Source organism: Sulfitobacter albidus (assembly GCF_018200035.1).
Taxonomy (GTDB): domain Bacteria; phylum Pseudomonadota; class Alphaproteobacteria; order Rhodobacterales; family Rhodobacteraceae; genus Sulfitobacter; species Sulfitobacter albidus.
Genome location: NZ_CP073581.1, coordinates 1,011,409 through 1,033,376 on the forward strand (window position 1 = coordinate 1,011,409; position 21,968 = coordinate 1,033,376).

Here is a 21,968-nt window from a genome sequence, read left to right on the forward strand (position 1 = left end):
CATTCGCCTTTCCCGTCCGCTGTGGTCGGGTCGTCAATGTCGAGAAGTTTGCAAAGGTCGTTGAAATGCGATTGAGAGGCGGACCGCTCTTTGAGTTCGTTCGTGCACTATTATTTGATAAAGGCTTGGGGTGTCAACATAATTCCTGCGCGCTCCTGTTTCACCCAATAGGCGTGCGACTGCGTGTAAGGTCAACCTTAAGCCGTGATGTGGCTGTCATTGTCGCCTATCACGCATCGAATAGGATCTGGCGGTCCTCTGCGCTGAGAAGGGGCGCAGATTCGCTTGGAAACAGCTGGTTTGCTTGCTGTTCGCACCACTGAATTTCAAACCGTTTGCGCTGGTAGCTGCGTTGCCACATGCCTTTGGCTTTGGCTTTGGAGGGCGATAAGACGATGAGCGCGCTGGTGACACAGTTCGATGTTTATCTGTTTCCGCCAGCGTCGTGGCCGCGCGGGAAGGCCTGCGCCGGAATCTGGCATTGCACAACTCAAGGAGACCGCATTCATCGCTGGACGGGCAAACGCCCGATCAGGCATGTCTCAACCCGTCGTCACCAATCCCGGTGGCGGCTCCACCGAGCGGGAAAGCTACTTACAAAACGCGTCGAAAATGTTCAGACAAACGGAACGACCTCTGTTCCGCGTCAGCCCTCCTTGCCTGTGCGGCGAAATCCGTTGATCGAAACGCTCCTTCGCGTTTATCGGCGCTCTGCATCGGTGCGGAGCGCGGGCACGTAACCAACAAGATGCTGCATCCGTTGATTTGGTGTTTCTTCAGGTCGCGATCGAGGGCCCCGAGGCAGGTTTCGACAAAACTCTGGGATGGTTTTGAGACGTTTGCCGCAACGGTCACTTTTGTTGACGCGGGAAGCCCTCGCGCGATCAATTGCGCGGCGATTTCAGCGGATTTCCCGATGGCCATGTAAAACGCCAATGTCGTGCCTGGGACGGCGCGGCTGTGCCAATCGGGCGTGTCCGCACCGGGCTGGGTCTGGCCGGTAGAAAACACCACCGTATCGGTTTCTCCCCGACTGGTCAACGGCCGCTGCAGGGCCGCCGCCGCGGCGCTCGCGGCCGTTATTCCGGGAACGACTTCGATCGGAATTCCGGCCGCCCGGGCGGCATCCAATTCTTCCGTGGCACGGCCGAACAGCATTGGATCGCCTGATTTCAGACGCACGACCCGCTTGCCCTGTTTCACGGCAGCCACGATCACGGCGCAAATGCGTTCCTGCGGCCATGCGCTGGCGCCCACCACTTTGCCGACAAACACGCGCTCTGCGTCGCGGCGGGCAAGTTCAAGCACCTCTGGATCCACCAGCCGGTCGTAGAAGATGATATCGGCCTCTTGCAAGCGCTCGACGGCCCGCAGTGTCAGCAGATCCCGCGCCCCCGGGCCTGCACCCACCAGCGAGATCGACCCGGTGGCTTCGGCCTCGACCGCGCCGCCATTGCTGATCGCCTCTTTCAGCAGGGTGGCGGCCTCACGCTCCGCGCCGCGTTTGTGCGCCTGCCAGGGCGCCTCCCGAAAGGCCCACCCCCAGAACGCGCGCCGCTGGGCCCGCGGCACTTTTTGCGCAACCGCGCTGCGCATGCGCCCGGCAAGAGCGGCAAAGCTGCCCAGCGAGGGGTCGAGCAACTGCTCGATCTGGGTTTTGATGCCACGCGCCAGTACCGGTGCCGTGCCCTCGGTTCCGATGGCCACAACGACCGGTTCACGGTCAACCAGCGAAGGCGTCGTGATGTCGCATAGATCCGGCTGGTCGACGACATTGACGGGCACCGACGCGGCCTTTGCAATCGCGTGCAGGCTGGCGTCGATGCCGGGGCATCCGGTGCCGATAAACACCATGGCGGCCCCCTCAAAGCTGGACGCGCTGATGGGGCCTTTCATCTGCGTGGCGCGGTGCGCTTCCACCAAACCCTGCAATTCATCCTCGAGGCGGTCCGCCAATAGCACGATCTGCGCATCGGTCTTCAACATCAGGCGCGCCTTTTGCGCGGCTTGCTCGCCCCCACCGGCAATCACCACGCGGCGATTGGTGGTCTTGATGAACATCGGAAAACTTTTCATGTGCAGTCTCCTGTCAGGCAGCTTTTGAACGGGACCGGTTTTCCCAAAGAGCGCGGGCGCGGCTGTCCGCGTCCGCAACGCCCAAAGTCTCAAGCGCGAGTGCCGTGGTCCCTTCGACAACCGCCTGCGCAAAGGGATCCTTCAGCTGGCCGGCCCATAGCGCCGTGAGATCTGACGCGTCAGGTGCGACGGGGGCCAGACGCCGGATCTCATCCAATTGCGCGGCAGCCTTGCCTTGCCATGGGGCACCGTTTCGCAAGCCAAAAGCGGCGATATCCTTGCTGGGATGCCGCTCGAACTCGCCACCGCCACCCTTGATGACGCTGAGGTTTTTCTGTCCCAGCAGCGCCGAGGCATCCGCCTGGATTTCGCGGTAGACGGGGTGGAAAACCCCCTGCACCGCGGCATTTGCCGCAAAGGGATTGAGCAGGCGCACAACCGTATTGATGCACGACCGCAGGCCAAACGTGTCGCGCAGTTGCAAAAGCGCAAACATCGGCGGGGAGAGGATTTCAAGCGGCAGATAGGCAATGCCGTGGGCCGCCAGCGTCTCTTGCGCCGTCGCCTGATCGGTCGCGATGTGAATGCCCAGTGCCCGACAGCCGCGCCGCACGTCCGCGTGGCTTGATTGATGCGAATTCCACCCGTGCAGCAGAACGGGATAGCCTGCCTGAGCCACCAGTTTCGCGCTGAGCAAGAACCACGGCAGGCCACGGGTCCGTCCCGCAGCATAGCTTGGCCAATCCAGTGCGGGGGCGAGGCGGGGCACATCGATTTGGGCGCGGGCCGCCTGCACAAACCCGGCAAGCTCCGCCGCCGTTTCGCCCTTCATGCGCATCAGCATGAGCAGGGCACCGATGGCTTCGGGTGCGGCTTGCCCCGAAAGAATGATCGCCATCGCCGCGCGCGCTTCATCCTGATCGAGGGAGCGTGCGCGCCCGGGACCGCGCCCCAAAATCCGCACATAAGGCGCGATGCTCATTCTGCCGCCTCGCGCAGCATGCCCGCGCCAAGAAGCGCCTTGATCTCGGGGCGGCAGGAGCCGCAATTCGTTCCCGCCTGAAGCGCCTCGCCAATCTGTTCGACCGACGCGAGGCCCTCTGCCTCGACCGCGCGCAGGATTGTGTTCACCCCGACCTTGAAGCAGGCGCACAGGATCGGCCCGGGATCGGGTCGCCCGACGGGCGCGCGGCCTGACAGCATGTCATCGGGCAAATCGGCAAGATAGTCGCGCATGACCGAAACCGGGTTCGGCGACACGAATATTGCGGCCTCCACGCCTGCCTCACCCATAAAGACGGCCCGGAAACTGCCGCCCTTGGGATCCGTTATCGTTTGCGCGGCAAGATCATTCACACCGAGCAGATCACGGGCGTAGCTCTCCCAATCCTGCGGTGCCTCGGGCCCGGCCAGCTCACACCGCCAGCCTGCATCGGTGCGCACCCGCGCCCAATAGGCGCTTTGGGGCGACAGCGGTTTGCGCGAGACCGCAAAGCCATACCAGCGGGCGGAATAGGGGGCCAGGGCGACGACGGCCCCTTTGCTTTCGGGCTGGCCGGAGACGGGATCGACGACATCCGGAACGACCGTATCAATGCGGCCGCTGGGCGCCGTCTCGCCCGTCCAGTGGATCGGCGCAAAGACCTCGCCCTTGCGCACCCGGTCGGTGATCAAGGCGCGCAGGATAGCCGTACCGGTGATGCCCGTAACCTGCACGAGGCTTGCATCGGTGATCCCGTGGACAGAGGCATCGCGCGGGTGGATTTCGATGAAGGGCTCTGCCAGATGGGCAGACAGCCGGGCGGATTTGCCCGTGCGCGTCATCGTGTGCCACTGATCGCGGGTCCGGCCGGTGTTGAGGCGAAAGGGAAACGCCGCATCGGTCGGCCGCGCCATCGGCGCAGGGGTGACCGGCAGCATGTTGGCGCGGCCCGATTTGGTGAAAAACCCCCCTTTGCAAAGAACCGTCCACCTTTTTGCGCGGCATGGGGCCAGCGGAAGGGTGCAAGCGCGTCATATTGCGTATCTGTCAGATCCGCGTGGCCGGAGATGTCAAAATCGCGCCCCAACCCGCCAGCGATGCCCGACAGGGCAGCGTGTTCGCGGAAAATCTCCGCAGGATTGGTGAAATCAAACGCCGCGCGCCAGCCCATCCGGCGCCCCACCTCGGCAAGCTGCGCCCAATCTGGGCGTGATCCGCCAAAGGCAGGCAGCACGGCACGCTGGCGGCTGATCGTGCGGTCGGAGTTGGTGACGGTGCCGTCCTTTTCGCCCCACGCACTTGCGGGCAAAAGCACATCGGCAAGCCGCGCGGTATCGGTCTGGCCCGTCACGTCGCTGACAACCGTAAAGTCGCAGCCCGCGATCGCGGCGGCCACGGCATCGGCGTCGGGCATGGAGACGGCAGGGTTGGTGTGGATGATCCAAAGCGCCTTGATCCGGCCTGCGCCCTCGGCGCGGAACATGTCGACAGCCTTGAGGCCTGCCGCCTCGGGCATCCGGGGCGCCTCCCAGAACAGGCGCACGGCGTGGCGGTGGGCGGGGTTTTCCAGATCGAGGTGGCAGGCCAGCATGTTGGCCAGACCGCCCACTTCACGCCCGCCCATGGCGTTGGGCTGGCCCGTCACGGAAAACGGCCCGCAGCCCGGCGTACCGATGCGGCCCGTGGCAAGGTGGCAATTCAGGATCGCGTTGACCTTGTCGGCCCCGCTGGTCGATTGGTTCACCCCCTGGCTGAAGATCGTGACCGTTTTTTCCGAGCGCAGCCAGATGTTCACAAAGGCGCGCAACTGGTGGCCGTCAAGCTCGGTCGCTGCCACGTCGCTGGCGCGGGCGCAGCGCAGCGCCTCGGGGTAGCCGTCGACGTGGGCCGCGACATAGCCTGCGTCCATCGCGCCCTGATCGTCGATTTGGGTGAGCAAGTGATTGAACAGCGCCACATCGGACCCCGGCGCCAGTGGCAGATGCAGATCAGCCGCATCACAGGTGGCGGTCCGGCGTGGGTCGATCACGACGAGTTTCATATGCGGTCGCGCGGATTTTGCGGCCAGAATGCGCTGATGCAGGACAGGATGGCACCAGGCAAGGTTGCTGCCGACCAGCACGATGGTATCGGCCAGCTCGAGGTCCTCAAAGGTGCCGGGCACGGTGTCGCTGCCGAAGGCGCGTTTGTGGCCCGCGACGGTCGAGGCCATGCAAAGCCGTGAATTGGTGTCGATATTGGCCGTGCCGATGAAGCCTTTGGCCAGCTTGTTGGCGACGTAGTAATCCTCGGTCAGCATCTGGCCCGAGAGATAAAACGCCACGCTGTCCGGCCCGTGCGCCGCGATGGTCTGCGCAAACCTGTCGGCCACCAGTTGCAGCGCGTTGTCCCATGCGACTTCTTTACCCTGTACCATTGGCGCGTTGAGCCGTCCTTCGTGACCGACAGTCTCGCCAAGCGCCAGCCCCTTCGAGCACAGCCGCCCGAAATTGGCGAGGTGATCTGGATCGCCCTTGACCTCAAGGCCCGCGTCCGTAGCCGTCAGCAAGACGCCGCAGCCAACCCCGCAATAGGGGCATGTCGAGCGCGTGGTCATGCCGCAGCCCGCGCGGAGAGTGCCGCCGTGTCGAGCAGGATGCGCCCCTCCTCGAGCTTCACTTCATAGGTGGGGATTTGCCCCTCATCCGCCCCCTGCGCCGCGCCCGTCTCGAGCGAGAACACCCAGTTGTGCAGCGGACAGGTGACAGAGCGGCCATGCACGATCCCCTCGGACAACGGCCCGCCCTTGTGAGGGCAGGTGTCGGAGGCGGCAAAGACCTCGGCCTCGCTGGTGCGAAAGAGCGCCACGCACCCCGCGGGTGTTTTGACCAGACGCGCCCCGCGCAGGGGGATGTCGTCGATATGGCCCACGTCAATCCAGCTCATTCTGCGGCCTCCAATGTAAGATCTGCGAGCGGCTGATAGGCATCCGCCTTCGCCGCGTGTTCGGCCCATGGATCGTTGCGATAGATGGATTGCGACAGCTCGAACCGGGCGACCAGTGCGGCGCGGTTTTCAAGGTCATCGACCACCTGTTCCTTGACCCAATCCAGGCCCACTTTGGCGACCCATTTGTAGCCACGATCAAGGTATTTGGCGTTCTCGCGGTAGATCTGGATGTAGGCGGTGGTCACGGCGATGGCTTCTTCCTCGGTCGGGACCTTGGCGAGCAGCTCCGTCTCGCGCACGTCCATGCCCGCGGCCCCCGCGACGGAGACTTCATAGCCGCTGTCCACGCAGATGATGCCCACATCCTTGCACGTCGCCTCCGCGCAATTGCGCGGACAGCCCGAAACGCCGAGCTTGACCTTGTGCGGTGTCCACGACCCCCAAAGCAGTTTCTCAAGCTTGATGCCAAGGCCCGTGCTGTCCTGCGTGCCAAAGCGGCAATGGTCCGTACCGACACAGGTTTTCACCGTGCGCAGCCCTTTGGAATAGGCATGGCCCGACACCATTCCCGCCTTGTTCAGATCGTACCACATGGCGGGCAGGTCCTCTTTTCGCACGCCCAGCAGGTCGATGCGCTGACCGCCGGTCACCTTGACCGTGGGCACGTTGTATTTGTCCGCCGCATCCGCAATCGCGCGCAGCTCGTCCGGCGTGGTGATGCCCCCCCACATGCGCGGCACCACCGAATAGGTGCCGTCCTTCTGGATGTTGGCGTGGTTGCGTTCGTTGACAAAGCGCGATTGCGGGTCGTCTTGATACTCCAGCGGCCAATCGGCGATCAGGTAATAGTTGATGGCGGGGCGGCAGACATGACAGCCGTTGGGCGTGCTCCAGGCCAGCTGCTGCCAGACGGCGTCCTGGGATTTCAGCCCCTGGCTCTTGATCAGGCGGCGCACGTCCTCGTGGGTAAGCTCCGTACAGCCGCAGACCGATGCCGCCGCTGGAACGACAAAGTCATCGCCCAGGGTGACGGCAAGAACCTGCTCCACCAATCCTGTGCACGTCCCGCAGGACCCGCTGGCCTTGGTGCCTGCCTTGATGTCGGCGAGCGTGGTGGCGCCGCCTTCGATGGCTTCTACGATCTGACCTTTGCAAATGCCGTTGCAGCCGCAGATTTCTGCGTCAGCCGGTAAGGCTGCAACGGCCTGCAACGGGTCCACTTCACCGCCTTGCATGTTGGGGCCAAAGATCAGCGTTTCGCGCATATCGCTGATATCGGTCTTGTCGCGGATCAGGCCAAAGAACCAGTTGCTGTCGGTGGTGTCGCCATAGAACACGGCCCCGACGACAACATTGTTTTCCAACACCAGCCGTTTGTAGACACCGCGTGCCGGATCGCGGAACACGATGTCCTCGCGCGTCTCACCTTCGGCGAAATCACCCGCACTGAACAGGTCACAGCCGGTGACCTTGAGCTTGGTGGACAGTTCCTTCTGCACGAAGGCGGCCTCTTGCCCCATCAGCGTCTGCGCCGCGACCTTCGCCTGATCGTAAAGCGGGGCGACAAGGCCAAAGATCGCGCCTTGATGCTCCACACATTCGCCCACGGCGAGGATATCGGCGTCAGAGGTGACCATCTGGTCATCCACATGAATGCCTTTGCCGACGGCAAGGCCGGCCTCCGTTGCCAGTTTGATGTTCGGGCGGATGCCCACGGCCATCACCAGCAGGTCGCAGGGAAGCTCGGTTCCGTCATCCAGCAGCAGGGCGCGCACCTTGCCCTTCTCGCCGAGGATCTCCTTGGAGTTGGCGGCGCATTTGACGGTGATGCCCTTATCAACCAGCGCGCGGCGCAGCAGGTAGCCCGCGGCCTCGTCCAGCTGCCGCTCCATCAGGTGGTCCATGATATGCACGACGGTGACATCGACGCCCCGTGCAGCCATGCCTGCCGCCGCCTCAAGCCCCAGCAAGCCGCCGCCTATGACGACGACCTTGTTGCCCTCCCCCAGGTCCATCATCCGCTGGGTGTCTTCCAGATCGCGGTAGGCGATGACGCCCTCCAGATCGTGCCCGGGGAGCGGGATCATGAAGGGGTTGGAGCCGGTGCCAAAGACCAACTTGTCATATTCCAGCACATCGCCGTTCTCTGCCGTAACGGTCTTTGCGGCGGTGTTGATACCCGCGATCCGCTCGCCAAAGCGGCAAGTGATGCCCGATGCCGTATACCAATCGTCATCATGTGTGACGATCTCGGCATAGGTCTTCTCGCCCGACAGAACGGGTGAGAGCATGATGCGGTTGTAATTGCCGCGCGGCTCGGCGTTGAAGAGCGTGATGTCGAAGTCCGCGTGCTGTTCGACAAGCGTCTCCAGCATCCGCCCCGTGGCCATGCCGGCCCCGATAACGATCAGTTTCTGTGTCATGATCTACTCCGCCGCAATGGCTGGTTTGGATTTAGGTGTCCCGCCGGAGGTGGGCGTCTTGGGCTTCGCGCCGTGCTCGTATTCCTCAAGGAAATCGAGCACTTCCTGACGGTAGGTATAGTAGTCGGGGTGCTCCAGCAGCGCTTTGCGGGTGCGCGGGCGGGGCAGTTTTACATCCGTGATCTTGCCGATGGTCGCTTGCGGACCGTTGGTCATCATCACCACGCGGTCAGCCAGCAAGATCGCCTCGTCCACATCGTGGGTGACGCAAATGGCGGTGACCTTGGTGCGCGACCAGACCTCCATCAGGACTTCCTGCAGTTCCCACCGGGTGAGGCTGTCGAGCATGCCAAAGGGTTCGTCCAAGAGCAGCAGCTTGGGCGACAGCGCAAAGGCCCGCGCGATGCCCACCCGCTGTTTCATGCCGTTCGACAGATCCGCCGCGCCCTTGTCCATGCTGTCGGCAAGGCCCACGCGCTCGAGGTAGTATTCCACCACATCCTGACGCTCGGCACGCGACGCATTCGGATACACTTTATCCACCCCGATCGAGACGTTTTCCTTGGCCGTCAGCCATGGAAAGAGGTTGGGCGACTGGAACACCACGGCGCGCTCGGGGTCGGCCCCCTCCACGTGCCAGCCATCCAGGCGTATCGCACCGCTGGAGATGGGGTTCAGGCCCGCGGCCATTGTCAGAACCGTGGATTTGCCGCAGCCCGAGTGCCCGATCAGCGAGATGAACTCGCCCTTGTTCACCTTGAGGTCGAAGTCTTCCACCACCGTCAGCGGACCTTTAGGCGTGGGGTAGACCTTGTCGAGCTTCGAGAAGGTGAGATAGCGCTCCTCCAGCGGGCTGGCTTGCGCGGCTTTCACAGCCGCGGGGACGGCGTGGATCGGCGTGACATTCGGCAGGGTGCGGGTTTCCTCGACCTTTGCCTCGATACCCACATCCATCAGGTACTTGGTGATCTCGGCGCGCAGGGCCTTGAACGCGTCATCCGTGTTCATCGCAGATCGGTCGCGCGGGCGGGCCAGCGTGACGGGAAACGGGTCGGCCAGCGTGCCATCCGGGTTCAGTACGATCACGCGGTCGGCCATCAGGATTGCCTCATCCACGTCATTGGTGATCAGCAGGCAGGTCTTTTTGTCCTGCTCCCAGATCTCGAGGATTTCATCGGCCAGATTTGCCCGCGTCAGCGCATCCAGCGCGGACAATGGCTCATCCAGCAGCAACAACTCGGGGTCCATCGCGAGCGCCCGCGCCACGGAAACCCGCTGACGCATGCCCCCGACAGCTCTGCCGGACGGCGCGCGGATGCGTGGCCCAGTCCCACCATGTCGATGTAGTGGTCGGCCTTTGCGGATTTTTCCGCCTTGGACAGCTTGGGAAAGACCGCCTCGACCGCGAGCAGGACGTTGCCCTTCACCGTCAGCCACGGCATCAGCGAATAGGATTGAAATACCAATCCGCGCTCGGGGCCGGGGCCTGTGATGGGCTGACCCTTGAAGGTCACCGATCCCGTATCGGGGGTGTCCAGCCCCGCCACCATGTTGATCAGCGTGGTCTTGCCCGTGCCCGAGAACCCGAGGATGGCGATGAACTCGCCCTCCTCGACGTCCAGGGAGATATTGCGCAGGATTTCAGCGCGGTCGGTCCCCTGGCCAAAGCCGCGACACAGGTTGTCGAAAGATAGGATTGCCATATCGCTCACCGGTTATTCGAGAATGTGAACAGGGATTGCAGTGCGTACATCACTCGATCCAAGAGGAACCCGATGATGCCGATGGTCAGCACGGCGACGATGATCTTGGCCAGCGATTGGGACGATCCGTTCTGGAATTCATCCCAGACGAATTTGCCAAGGCCGGGGTTCTGCGCGAGCATTTCCGCCGCGATCAGAACCATCCAGCCGACGCCGAGGCTCAGACGCAGACCGGTAAAGATCAGCGGCAGCGCCGAGGGCAGCACCAGTTTGGTGATCTTGGTGTAGGTGTTCATTTTCAGCACACGGCTGACGCTGACGAGATCCTTGTCGATGCTGGCCACGCCGAGGGCGGTGTTGATCAGCGTGGGCCAAAGCGAGCACAGCGTCACGGTGATCGCCGAGACGAGGAAGGATTTCGCAAACAATCCATCGTTGGTCACATAAACCGCCGAGACGACCATCGTCACAATCGGCAGCCATGCCAGCGGCGAGACGGGCTTGAAAATCTGAATGAGCGGGTTGAGCGCCGCGTTGGCCGTCGGCGACAGGCCCGCCGCAATGCCCAACGGGATCGCAACGGCGGAGGCGATCAGAAAACCAAAGAACACCGTGCCGATCGACGTCCAGATCTGGTCGTAATAGGACGGCGGCCCGGTAAAGGCGATCTGCTTGACCTCATCCGCGCGCCCCGCGTCGATCAGGCGCTGGTTGCGGGCGTCCACGCGCTCCATGAATGCGGCTTCTTTGTCGGCCTTGCGCTGCGCGTCCTCGTGCAGGTTGACCGCTTCGGTCCAGACGGCAGCGGGGCCGGGAATGGCACCGAGCGACGTGACCACGCGGGGTGCCAGCGTGGCCCAGAGCGCCAGAAAAATCACGATGGCCAGAAGCGGCACGACCAGCAAACGCCAGATCTCCTTGATTTGCCCCTTGGGGTTGTCACCGGCAGCGGCCCGCAGCAGGGGCGTGACCCATGTCAGGCCAATGACGCTGAACCATTTGTCGGCGGTGGTGATGCGCGAGAAAAGCCGCGCCTTGCGGGCGGCCTTGGCGGCCTCGGTTTCAAAACTCGGGTCAACGGTTGTCATCGGGGATGCTCCGGCTGGCGTGTTGCGAATGGGAGGGGAGGTGGCCGCGCAAAGTCATGCCCTGCGCGGCCTGTCGGGTCAGTTGACGACTTCGCCATCCTTGACCGTTTCACCTGATTTCAGGCCAATGGTCAGGCTGTCGATGTAGGCGTTCGGTGTTGTGCCGTCATAGACCACACCGTCGATGATATCGCCTTCGGGGGTCGCCGGGCGGTAGCCGTTTGTGTCCCAGGGGAAGTCTGCCTCATTCGCCAGACCCTCATCCACGAGGCTGCGCGCGGCGGCCAGATAGATGTCGGGGCGGTACACCGATTTGGCCACCTCGTCATACCACGCGTCTGTCTGGGTCTCGGCGATCTGGCCCCAGCGGCGCATCTGGGTCAGATACCAGACCGCATCGGAGTAGTAGGGATAGGTCGCATTGTAGCGGAAGAAGACGTTGAAATCGGGGATGTCGCGCACGTCACCCTTCTCATACTCGAACGTACCGGTCATCGAGGCTGCGATCACATCTGCATCGGCCCCAACATACTCAGGCTGGCTCAGCAACTCGACCGCTTCCATGCGGTTGGCGTTGTCATTCTCGTCGAGCCACATACCCGCGCGGATCAGCGCACGCACAATCGCCTTTGTGGTATTGGGGTTGGCTTCGGCGAATTCTTCGGTGATGCCAAAGACTTTCTCGGGGTTGTTTTTCCAGATCTCGTAGTCGGTGATGACCGGCACCCCGATGCCTTTGGCCACCGCTTGTTGGTTCCAGGGCTCGCCCACGCAATAGCCGTGGATCGTACCGGCCTCCAGCGTGGCGGGCATTTGTGGTGGAGGGGTCACGGAAAGGAACACATCGGCGCCAATCTGGCCGGTGACGTTTTCGGGGCTGTAAAAACCGGGGTGCAGACCGCCAGAGGCGAGCCAATAGCGCAACTCGTAATTGTGGGTGGACACCGGAAAGACCATGCCCATGTTGAATGGCTCACCGCGCGCGGCGAATTCCTCCACCACCGGCTTCAACGCCTCGGCGCTGATCGGGTGCTGCGGGCGGCCATCCTCCATGCTGGAGATATGGGGGCGCATCATGTCCCATACCTCGTTGGATACGGTGATACCGTTGCCGTTCAAATCCATCGAAAAGGGCGTGATGATGTTGGCCTGCGTGCCATACCCGATGGTGGCAGCAATAGGCTGGCCTGCCAGCATGTGCGCGCCTTCCAGCGTGCCGTCGATCACACCGTCGAGCAGGACCTTCCAGTTCGCCTGTGCCTCAAGGGTCACGAACAGACCCTCGTCGTCGAAATAGCCTTGCTCGTAGGCGACGGCCAGCGGGGCCATGTCGGTCAGTTTGATAAAGCCGAAGGTCAGCTCGTCAACTTCGAGGTCTTGCGCCCAGGCAGGCGCGCAAAGCGCGGTTGTGGCGGCAAGGGGGAGGAGGAATCTTTGCATGGTGCATTCCTTTTGAAAGGCGTTCAGCCATGGGGCTGAAAAACGAAAAAAGCCGCTTCGATCCAGTGCAGGGAGGATGCACAGGGTCGAGCGGCATTGCTCACGGAGCCCAGACTTTGGGGGTATTCCAGGGCAGACATCGTTGCCTGCCACGCTTCAAGTAAGCGGTGAGTCGGGGGTGTTTGCAAGCGCAGAAATTTAGCGCCGCCGATTTTTCTGCATTGCGGCGCCCGTTGCCGTGCCGCGCGCCCGTTTTTTGGTCATTCAGGCGCGCGCGGGTCAAAAACGCGGCCATCGAAGAATTGATCGGGCATCAGGGTGATCTGCCCCAGGGCGGACGCGACTGCCGTCGGATGGGCCAGCGCACCCTCAACACGGCTGGATGCGCCGGGCACATCCATGCCCGATCCCTCCAGCGCGGCGCGGTGGATGTCGGGACGAAAGACAGCGCTTGCCGCCGCCATCGACTGCGTCCGGTCCAGGCCCGTGCGGCGCGCCAGTTGCAGCCCGATCCACTCCGCCTGCGAGCGCCACGGGAACGTCGCGGCCCCGTGGTGGAAGGTGACAAAATTCGGCACATGGCGCCGCTCGCCCCGCGCTGAAATCACCAGATGCCCCGTTAGCGCGCGCTCAAGTATATCCCACGGCAGGTTCAGATAGTCCGGCCGCGCGAGCATCTCGGCGGTGAGCGCGGGGGACGTGGGATTGGCCAACCATGCGGCCGCCTTGACCAATGCGCGCACGAGCTTGCCGCAAAGCACGGGATTTTCCTCGGCCCAGGTCGTGCGCATCGCCAAGACTTTTTCGGGAAAGCTGCGCCAGATCGTACTGCACGGCAGCAGCAGCTGACCCACATCCTGTTCCACCACCAGCGAGCCCCAGGGTTCGCCCACGCAAAAGGCATCAATCTCGTCCGCGGCCAACGCATCGGCCATGGACGAGGGTGGCACCGTGCGGATGTCGACGTTTTGCGGCGCGGGCAGGCCAAGGGCCGAGAGCCAGTAAATCAGCAATTCGGCGTGCATGGAAAACGGAAAGGGCACGCCGATGCGCAGCGGTGCGCGGGTCGCCGCAATCAGCGCCGTGCCCGCCGGGCGGGCATCGGTGAACCCGAAATCATGCCCGGCTGCGCGCAATTTGTCCGCCAGCGCCTTTGACACTCCGATGACCGAGCCGTTCATCGACAGCACGGAGACGGCACACATTGGCGCGGTGCCAGCCCCCAGACCAAGGGCCGAGGCGATCGGCAAGGGCGCCAGCATATGTGCCGCATCCACCGCGCCAAAGCTGAGCATGTCGCGCACCGAGGACCATGACGGCGCAGGCCGAAGGTTCAGATCGAGCCCTTCTTCGCGCGCAAATCCCATTTCCTGTGCGATGATGAGGGGGGCGGCATCAAGCAAGGGCACATATCCGATCGAGACGGTGGTCATGACAAAAGCCCCGCCGCCGTCACCAATCCTTGCGCCACATCGGCAACCTTGCGGCCCTGATCCATGGCGGTACGGCGCAGCAACGCATAGGCTTCCTCCTCGTCCACACCGCGTGCTTTCATCAAGATGCCCTTGGCGCGGTCGATCACCTTGCGCTCCTCAAGGGCGCGCTTGGATTGTTCCAACTCCTTGCGCAAACGGCCGAACATATTGAACCGCGTGATCGCCGCTTCGAGGATGGGGCGCAAACGCTTGGCGCTGAGCCCGTCCACAACATAGGCTGAAACGCCCGCCTCGATCGCCGATTGCGCAAGACCGGCGTTGTCATGCTCCACAAACATCGCGACCGGCCGCGTCATCGGATCGGCGGCGAGCGTCAATTCCTCCAGCGTGTCACGCGACGGATCGCTGACATCGATCAGCACGACATCCGGGTTGATCGTCTTTATCCGTGCGGCGAGTGTGCCGCGCTCTGTCAAGACCTCGACCTTTCCCAAAGACGCAGAGGCGAGCGCATTGACGATCTGCTCGGCCCTTTCGGCATCCTGTTCGACAATCACAATGGAAAGATCGTTCTTCATTCCTTTCGGGTTTCACTGCCTTTGTGAAAAAACAAGAATAAGTATGGCTCGGACACGCGGAAGCCGACGGATGCTTAAATTATCGGCGGAGTTTTCCGGGTCAGCCCGCAATGGCGGCGATTGCTCTGCCAAAGGGGGCCGTCGCCCCGATGTGCCCGGCACCGCGTTCTTCTTGAGCAGCAAAGCCCTCGGGTCCGGACAGCGTCGCCGCGTGTGGGCCTGTGGCTGTTTGCGAAGGCTGCCGCGTTCGGGGCGTGGGAAGGACTGGGCCGGAAAGCGGTCCTTGTGATGGAAAATCGCGTCCCAGCCTCCGGTAGACCTTGCCGCAGTGCCGGGTCGATCAAATGGGTCGCGCGTGGTCAAGGGCGGTTGCCTGCGTCTTTCGTCGCCGTTGGCGCTGCTGTTGTGAGGGTTTACTAGACGTGTGGTCGTTTAAGGGGGCGTATCCTGAAGGTCATGGCAATCATGACGGGCGCGCGACGGGTTTTGCGCGTTTTGAAGCGGGCGTGTGCAAGAGCGGCTTGCAGCACGTTGCAAATCGCTTCAAATATGCCACACCCGCGCTGGTTGCGGGACGCCGAACGAAAATTACCCGGAAAGTGCATTTTATGACACCGGCGCAGCCCTCATTGGTGGCTACAAAATTCCTTTTGCGGTTCAAGAAGGTGACCAAGGATCGCACGCCAATTTACGACACTCTTTGACTGGACACGCGCATGCAGCAGTTGACCCCCCTTTGCAGGGCAGACGACCCGGCACCCGATACGAATGCCATACGCGGGTACGCCCCGCGTCGAAATTTGAGCACGACCGAACGCTGCGGGGCCCGGTATGGGGGATGATCGACCAGTCGGCGGCGGTGTAGTGATCCGGCTGGTCTCCTGCCTGGGGGCGGCGCTTGATCTGGATATGCTGCCGCATTTCCTTGCGCATTACGCGTCGATCGGGATCGCGCCCGAGAATATGCACATCATCCTTCAGGGCACGTCCGAGGATGGCGACGACATTCTGCGCGCCGCGACTGTCTTGCGGTCTTTTGGCGCCGCACCCCCCAAACGCTGGATCGGCGACTACACAAGCGATGCGATGTGGGCGCAGCGGCGGGCGTTGCAAGAGGAGGTCGCAGGCCCCGCTGACTGGATCGTCAATTCCGACATCGATGAGCATTATCACTTTCCGGCACCGCTCGCCGACGTCGTGGCCCATTGCCTGCAGATTGGTGTGAACTGTGTGCAAGGGCTCCAGATTGATCGCTTTGCGCCGAATGGCGTTCTGGCTGCGGTTCGGGAGTCACCGTCCCAGGCTGCGCAGTTCCCGATCGAGGGCGAGGCGTCGTTTCATATCTTTGGCACGGGCAAACATCACGGAATCTCGGCCACCACCAAACTGATGCTGCACAGCGCGCAGGTATTCCCGCGTCGCGGTGGCCACAATCCCGAAGGCATCATCGCAGATGCCGCCGAAGGCAAACGGGGCGTCGTGCCGCGGTTTCTGGCCGGACGCCCGCTGCACCAGATCGCGGCGATTGCCGATCCGGCCTATCGCTTTGCCTTTCCCTTCACCAGCGCGCATTTCAAATGGACGGCGAGCCGGATACCGTCCGTGCGCAAGCGCATCGCGACCGACGGTGTCAGCCCGGCGGGCGAGGAATACGGCGGCAAGATCCTCGAATATCTCGGCGAACACGGCAGGATGCCGCTGGAGAACGTCGCCCTGAAAGACGGAGCAGGGGCGCCCGCAGGGGGATGGCGCAAACAGATGCGGATCATGCGGGCCGAGGCATCCGCGATTGCCAATCCTGCCGCGTCCGGCGGTGACGTCTTTGTCGTCGTGCGCGCGGCGGGGGAGCGGACGCAGGCGCTTGCACAACACCTCGCCGCCGAGCAGGTGGGCGCGGCCAAGGTCGCGCTGCTGCGTGAAGTCCCCTTTGCGACCGCAATCCGCAAGGCCTGCGAGCGTGGCACGCTGGCGGGCGCCAAATGGACGCTGTTTCTGGACGCCGACGTGCTGTTGCGCCCCGGCGCCATCGCCGATCTGGTGGCGCAGGCAAACCGTCAGGACGCGAATATCCTGGGGATCAGCGGTCAGGTCGCGGACCCGCTGCTGGGCCAGTGGCGCGTTGCAGGTCAACACCTGTACCGGACGTCGCTCTTGCACCAGATCCTCGACACCTGCGATTTCGACCCGGCGCAAAGGCGTCCCGAATCCTACATCAAGCGGCAGATGAAAAATGCGGGCTCCCCCTGGATCGACTGCGATCTGCCGGTCGGGTTGCACGATGCCGAGCAAAGCTTTGTCGATATCTTCCGCAAGGTCGTGGTGCATTCGCGCAAACACGCCCGATTCATGGAATACGCGCGGGCGTACTGGGACCGCGAGGCGGCCCGTCAGCCTGATCTCAAGGTCGCGCTGCACGCGTTGGAGCGGCCCGAAGACATCGCTCAGCTCCGCTTGCCGCGCGCGGAAGGCGCACGGAATGTGCGGATCGACCGGCGGGAATTCCCCGATGACATCGGCGCGTTTCTCACCCGGATCGGCTTGACCGAGAAAGCTCCTCTCCCCGTCACGGCACTGACATCGGCAGACGTCACGGCCCGGCTTGCTGCCTTTCGGGAAGCCCCCGAATGGCTCCGCGACAAGGCGGAGATCGAGGCAAGGCACGCCCAGCATCTGGCCTCGTTGGGCGATGGCGCGGGCGTTGCAAAGGCCGCACTGGATACGCCGCGTCTTTTGTCCTGCGTCGGCGTCGACGGTGTCAGCGATGCCAACAGTGATCTGCGGTTGCTGCCACATTTCGTGCGCCACTACCAAAGCCTTGGCGTGGCGCCCGCGCGTATGCATTTCATACTCAACGCGCGCACGGCGGAGAGCGCGTCACTTGCCGAGGCGCGCGCGTTTCTGGACGAGGCGGGCACAGCCGAGCCGGAGGTTTGGATCGGCGAGTATACCAGCGCGGAGATGTGGAAGCGCCGATCCGATTTGCAGATCAGGACGGCCTCGGCAGAGGATTGGATCCTGAATGCAGATGTGGACGAGTTTCATGACTATCCGTGCACCCTGAAGGAACTGACGACCTACTGCGCAATCCACCAGATCCGCTGCGTGCAGGGCCCGATGATCGACCGGATCAGCGCCGATGGGTCGCTGCGCGCGGTCGCGGCGGACACGGATCTGGGCCAGCAGTTTCCCGTGGCGGCAGATGTCGGCATCGCCTTGGGAAAGACACCGGGGGCAGGGGACGCGACGGGGACCATCAAGCTGATGTTGCACCGAGGCGATGTGCTGCCCACCCTTGGCGGGCATCACCCTAAGGATCTTGCGCCCCGGCACCATCTCTACGGCATGCCGCTCACCGAATTTCCGCGGATCAAGGCATCGGCATTTCGGGCGCATCTGCCGTTCCGTGTGTGGCACTACAAATGGACAGACGGGCTTGCGGGCTCGCTCGAGCGGCGGCGCGCAGCACCCGGTGCCAGCCCCGCAGGATCACGCTACGGCGGCAGGATCCTTGCGTATCTCGAAAAAAACGGGGGCCGGATCGCGCTGGATGATCTGACGCGCGTGCCGCTCAGGCGCCCCGGTATCGCGGAAAGCTGGCAGGCCCGCATCGCGCAGCTGTCGCAGGCCGCGGCGCTGCTGCGCAGCCGCTCCGACCGCGCAAACCGTTACCGGGTGACGCGCGGGGCGTGGGATGCAACCACGGCCGACGGCTGGACGGTCAGACAGCTGACCTTTGGCAGCGGCGCCGGGCAGTATCACGCCCACAGCTATTACGACATCCCGATCCTGAACGATGACGCAACGCGCATCGCCGCCTACCGGATGAATTTTGAAGGGCGCTGGATGACCTCCGAGGATGCCGTGCAGATCGGTATCGTCGATGTGGCGCAGGGCGGGTTTGTGCCCATCGGGATCAGCCGCGCCTGGAGTTGGCAGCAGGGTCCGATGGCGCAGTGGCTGCCGGGTGGTCAGCGCATGGTCTGGAACGACCGCATTCCCGCCACCCAGGGCGATGGTAATGACGGGGACAGGTTCGTTGCGCGTATCTTCGATCTGGAAAGCGGACGCACGCGAACGATTGCGCGTCCCATCTATGCGCTGTCACCGGACGGGCACAGCGCGCTTTCGGTCAATATGGCCCGGCTCGACGCGGCCCGACCGGGATACGGGTATACCGGCGGGGCCGGTGCCGGGCTGGACGTCGGCGCGCCGCAGGATGACGGCATGTGGCGGCTTGATCTGAGGATACGGGACGGGGCGCCGCAGCTGATCTTGCCGCTGGCGCGGGCGGTTGCGTTCCTGGCCGAACAGCTGCCGGAGGAAGAGCGTGCGGTACATCTGTCAGGCGCATACGTGCATTGGTTCAACCACGTGAAGATTTCGCCCGACGGCCGTCGCTTTACGGCCAAGCTGCGGTGGCGCGATGCGGATCTGAAAGGCGGCTGGAGCGGCCTTATGGGCGTCAGCGTTACGTGCAATATGGATGGTACGGAGCTTGCGCTGCTCGAACGGGGGACAAGCCACGTGATGTGGCTGGATGATGAGCGGCTCTATTTCTGGCATCAGGCCGAAAAATGCTTTGCCATGATCCGCGATGCGGTACCTCGGGGGCGTGAAAAAACGACACCGTTTCCTGACACCATCACCGCGAATGTCCACTTTCGGCACATTCCCGACGACCCCGATCAGGCCATTTACGATACCCCCTACGCCGAGGAAATCGATATTATCCAGATCGACCAGACGACGGGGCAGACCAACAGGTTGGCCCGGTTCACCGGCCACGTCCCGCATCACGGGCCCTTCCGCTGCGACTTGCACCCGGTTCCGTCGAGGGATGGCCGACGCATTGTCGTGACCTCTTTGCAGGACGGCGGGCGCCAGTTGTATCTTCTCGAACGGACAGACACATGAGCCAGCGCACGCAGAAATACCCGCTGGTGATGACAATCCTGGTGCGTGACGAGGCCGATATCATCGGGCAGAATATCGCCTTTCACCTCGATCAGGGGGTCGACCATATCATCGTGATGGACAACGGCTCTGTCGATGGCACGCGCGCCGTGCTTGAACCTTTTGCCGCAGACCGGAAAATCACGATCCTCGACGAGCCGTCGCAAGACTACCTTCAGGACGTCTGGATGACCCGGATGGCCGTCATGGCCCGCGAGACTTTCGGCGCGGAGTGGATCATCTGCAACGACGCGGATGAATTCTGGTGGTCGCCGACCGGCAATCTCAAGGACGCCCTGCCACCCCTAGATGGTCACGAGACGATGCTGACCTGCGTGCGTCATCAGATGATCGGCCCGCGCGATGCGCTTGACCACACCGATTGGCGGCAGGCACTGACCTACCGGCCGGCAACGCCGCCGACCTTTCCCGAAATTCCGAATGATCTGGTCGGCATCGCCGAACTGGAGCTCGACCACCCGCTCTTCTACTATCAGCTACATGGAAAAATGATTTTCCCTGCGCAGGGGCTGCAATATGTCGTGCGCGGTGCACATACCGGGCACTACGATCGCACATTGCCAAATCCTGCGGCTTGCGAAGTGGAAATCTTTCATTTTCCGATCCGGTCGCGCGTCGAGCTGCAACGCTCTGTGCAGCGCATCGAAAGTGCGGTCGCGCGCACGCCCGGCGTGGCCATCCAGACATCGTGGAAATACCGGCGCTGGCAATACATGGCCGAACGTGCCAATTCGATCTGGCCTGCTTTCTGTGACGCCCTGCCTGACCGCAAGCGGGTCATGCGGGATCTGGCAAATGGATATCTGGTCGAGGAGCCCGTGATCCTGCAACTGCTCGACCGGATCATGCCGCAGCCGACCGCCGACACAGTATCGCCCGAAGCCGCGCCGCCGGTCCCTTTGCTTCAGGACAACACCGTCGGAGATCTGGTGCTGGTCATGGGCGCCGAAGAGAATGCGGCAAACACAGTCGCGGACTTTCTGCAAAAGCTGGGCGCCCCCGGCGGGCGCCCCGATGCGGGGCCTTCTGATCTGCTTTTGGATGCGCACCGCGCGATCCTGTCCGAGATGGAGCGCGCCGCGTTGGATTTCCGGGATCCGCCGCCGGAATGGTTCAAGGGGACATCGGCCAAATCATGGCATGTGACGGTGATGGAATTGCTCTTGGCCCAGCACGCCGATCTTGATTTTGCGGTCTTGTGCGACCCAACCCTGGACGCGCTGTTGCCGCTGTGGCGCGATGTGGCAAAGGCGAACTATCTCGGCCTTCACGTGGCACTGGTTCTGGATAACCCGCTGACCGCCGCAAAAAGGATCCAACAGCAAATGGGTATCCCCGTCGAGGTTGGGGCGCTCCTGTGGGCGCGACGTATAATCCGTATGGAGCGCGAGAGCCGTGATCTGCCGCGCCACATCGTTGAGATTGCGGACATGACCAGTGACTGGGAAGCCGCTGCAGATAGATTCCTGCGCGCGATCAAGCCACAGTGGCCGCGTGCGCACCGGGCCGACGGTGACGATATCAATGCCGCGCTTCAAGGCTCCGTTGCCGCATTTGCGCACTCGGAAGCTGACGTGATGCATGCCGCGCAAGTCCCCGACGTCGTGAAGGAAACCTATGACGTTCTGCGCGCGCTTGCGGTCAATGACCGGATGCCTGAGCTGCACGCGCGGCTTTCAAGCATCGCTAAAGAGATCGAGCGTACGACACGCTATCTGCACCATGTTCTGGGAACGGCCAAACTGGCGAGGGACGCGGGCCTGTCGATCGCGCACCCTAGCCCCCTCAATCGCTCACAGGCGCAAATCGACCGCCTGACGCTGCCGGTCGTCAGCGCCGAGAGCACCGTCCAACCGGTCAAGGACGACAGCCCGTCCATGACACGGCGTGAGCTGCTGGATAAATCGCGCGCACGCTTGCTCGAAAAGGATACGCACGGCGTGCGAGGCACCTTCGACAAGAACGCCAAGGGTTTACCCAAAACCTCCGCAATCCTGATCGCCGCGATCAAGGACGCGCCCGAATTCGATCCTGCGTGGTACCAGACCACTTACCCGGATGTGGCCGAAAGCGGGGCCGATCCGGCCTTGCACTACCTGCATGTCGGCGCGTTTGAGTGCCGCAATCCGGGGCCGGATTTTGACACGCTACGCTATTACGAGGCCAATCCGGACGTCTTGGAGGCAGGCATGTTTGCGTTCATCCATTTCATCCGGTTCGGGCGCGCGGGAAATCGCGCAATTTTCCCGGCGGAACCGTTGCCGGGCTAAGGCGGGTCCGGACCGGCTTTGCTCCTACGGCCCGCACCAGCCGGGCACGGGGGGAGATGACAGCTTTTCG

General features: G+C 63.0%; 11 protein-coding genes and 3 pseudogenes. 4 read left to right on the plus strand and 10 right to left on the minus strand.

Features of this window, described 5'->3' with window-relative positions:
- Positions 1-439: 439 nt before the first annotated feature.
- Positions 440-574, plus strand: a pseudogene (locus KDD17_RS18730) (IS3 family transposase); the annotation flags it as partial.
- 20 nt (positions 575-594) lie between these two features.
- Here the strand turns inward: KDD17_RS18730 and cysG are convergent.
- The 10 genes and pseudogenes from cysG to KDD17_RS04825 form a co-directional block, all read right to left on the minus strand.
- A complete protein-coding gene (cysG, locus tag KDD17_RS04780; protein WP_212705517.1) occupies positions 595-2,076 on the minus strand; it encodes a siroheme synthase CysG in 1,482 nt (493 codons plus the stop codon).
- Positions 2,077-2,089: 13 nt separating this feature from the next.
- Positions 2,090-3,058 (minus strand): glycosyl transferase family protein, encoded by a 969-nt coding sequence (locus KDD17_RS04785; protein WP_212705518.1) that lies wholly within the window; start codon positions 3,056-3,058, stop codon positions 2,090-2,092.
- Positions 3,055-5,654: pseudogene (locus KDD17_RS04790) on the minus strand (molybdopterin-dependent oxidoreductase). The gene KDD17_RS04785 and the pseudogene KDD17_RS04790 overlap by 4 nt, the downstream one beginning before the upstream one ends.
- Positions 5,651-5,983: a nitrite reductase small subunit NirD gene (gene nirD, locus KDD17_RS04795; protein WP_212705519.1), complete on the minus strand. Its 333-nt coding sequence runs from the start codon at positions 5,981-5,983 to the stop codon at positions 5,651-5,653. Before nirD ends, KDD17_RS04790 begins: the two are co-directional and overlap by 4 nt.
- On the minus strand, positions 5,980-8,409 hold the full coding sequence (gene nirB, locus KDD17_RS04800) for a nitrite reductase large subunit NirB (protein ID WP_212705520.1): 2,430 nt from the start codon (positions 8,407-8,409) through the stop codon (positions 5,980-5,982). Before nirB ends, nirD begins: the two co-directional genes overlap by 4 nt.
- Before the next feature lie 3 nt (positions 8,410-8,412).
- Positions 8,413-10,112 (minus strand): annotated as a pseudogene (locus KDD17_RS04805) (ABC transporter ATP-binding protein).
- A gap of 5 nt (positions 10,113-10,117) precedes the next feature.
- Positions 10,118-11,200, minus strand: a complete 1,083-nt coding sequence (locus KDD17_RS04810) for an ABC transporter permease (RefSeq protein WP_212705521.1) — start codon at positions 11,198-11,200, stop codon at positions 10,118-10,120.
- Positions 11,201-11,278: 78 nt separating this feature from the next.
- Complete coding sequence (locus KDD17_RS04815; RefSeq protein WP_212705522.1) at positions 11,279-12,640, minus strand: CmpA/NrtA family ABC transporter substrate-binding protein; 1,362 nt, start codon at positions 12,638-12,640, stop codon at positions 11,279-11,281.
- 260 nt (positions 12,641-12,900) lie between these two features.
- Positions 12,901-14,073, minus strand: coding sequence for an ABC transporter substrate-binding protein (locus KDD17_RS04820; RefSeq protein WP_212705523.1), 1,173 nt, complete (start codon positions 14,071-14,073; stop codon positions 12,901-12,903).
- A complete protein-coding gene (locus KDD17_RS04825) occupies positions 14,070-14,654 on the minus strand; it encodes an ANTAR domain-containing response regulator (RefSeq protein WP_212705524.1) in 585 nt (194 codons plus the stop codon). The genes KDD17_RS04820 and KDD17_RS04825 overlap by 4 nt, the downstream gene beginning before the upstream one ends.
- A 422-nt stretch (positions 14,655-15,076) precedes the next feature.
- Between KDD17_RS04825 and KDD17_RS04830 the strand changes: the two genes are divergently transcribed.
- From KDD17_RS04830 to KDD17_RS04840, 3 genes are all read left to right on the plus strand, one after another.
- Positions 15,077-15,358: a hypothetical protein gene (locus tag KDD17_RS04830; protein WP_212705525.1), complete on the plus strand. Its 282-nt coding sequence runs from the start codon at positions 15,077-15,079 to the stop codon at positions 15,356-15,358.
- Positions 15,359-15,485: 127 nt separating this feature from the next.
- Positions 15,486-19,568: a glycosyltransferase family protein gene (locus tag KDD17_RS04835; protein ID WP_212705526.1), complete on the plus strand. Its 4,083-nt coding sequence runs from the start codon at positions 15,486-15,488 to the stop codon at positions 19,566-19,568.
- On the plus strand, positions 19,565-21,898 hold the full coding sequence (locus KDD17_RS04840) for a glycosyltransferase family 2 protein (RefSeq protein WP_212705527.1): 2,334 nt from the start codon (positions 19,565-19,567) through the stop codon (positions 21,896-21,898). Before KDD17_RS04835 ends, KDD17_RS04840 begins: the two co-directional genes overlap by 4 nt.
- Positions 21,899-21,968 lie beyond the last annotated feature (70 nt).

Excerpts from the sequence above, each read along its gene's own strand:
- cysG (WP_212705517.1), bottom strand. The coding sequence starts at position 2,076 with ATGAAAAGTTTTCCGATGTTCATCAAGACCACCAATCGCCGCGTGGTG.
- KDD17_RS04785 (WP_212705518.1), bottom strand. The coding sequence starts at position 3,058 with ATGAGCATCGCGCCTTATGTGCGGATTTTGGGGCGCGGTCCCGGGCGC.
- nirD (WP_212705519.1), bottom strand. The coding sequence starts at position 5,983 with ATGAGCTGGATTGACGTGGGCCATATCGACGACATCCCCCTGCGCGGG.
- nirB (WP_212705520.1), bottom strand. The coding sequence starts at position 8,409 with ATGACACAGAAACTGATCGTTATCGGGGCCGGCATGGCCACGGGGCGG.
- KDD17_RS04810 (WP_212705521.1), bottom strand. The coding sequence starts at position 11,200 with ATGACAACCGTTGACCCGAGTTTTGAAACCGAGGCCGCCAAGGCCGCC.
- KDD17_RS04815 (WP_212705522.1), bottom strand. The coding sequence starts at position 12,640 with ATGCAAAGATTCCTCCTCCCCCTTGCCGCCACAACCGCGCTTTGCGCG.
- KDD17_RS04820 (WP_212705523.1), bottom strand. The coding sequence starts at position 14,073 with ATGACCACCGTCTCGATCGGATATGTGCCCTTGCTTGATGCCGCCCCC.
- KDD17_RS04825 (WP_212705524.1), bottom strand. The coding sequence starts at position 14,654 with ATGAAGAACGATCTTTCCATTGTGATTGTCGAACAGGATGCCGAAAGG.
- KDD17_RS04835 (WP_212705526.1), top strand. The coding sequence starts at position 15,486 with ATGGGGGATGATCGACCAGTCGGCGGCGGTGTAGTGATCCGGCTGGTC.
- KDD17_RS04840 (WP_212705527.1), top strand. The coding sequence starts at position 19,565 with ATGAGCCAGCGCACGCAGAAATACCCGCTGGTGATGACAATCCTGGTG.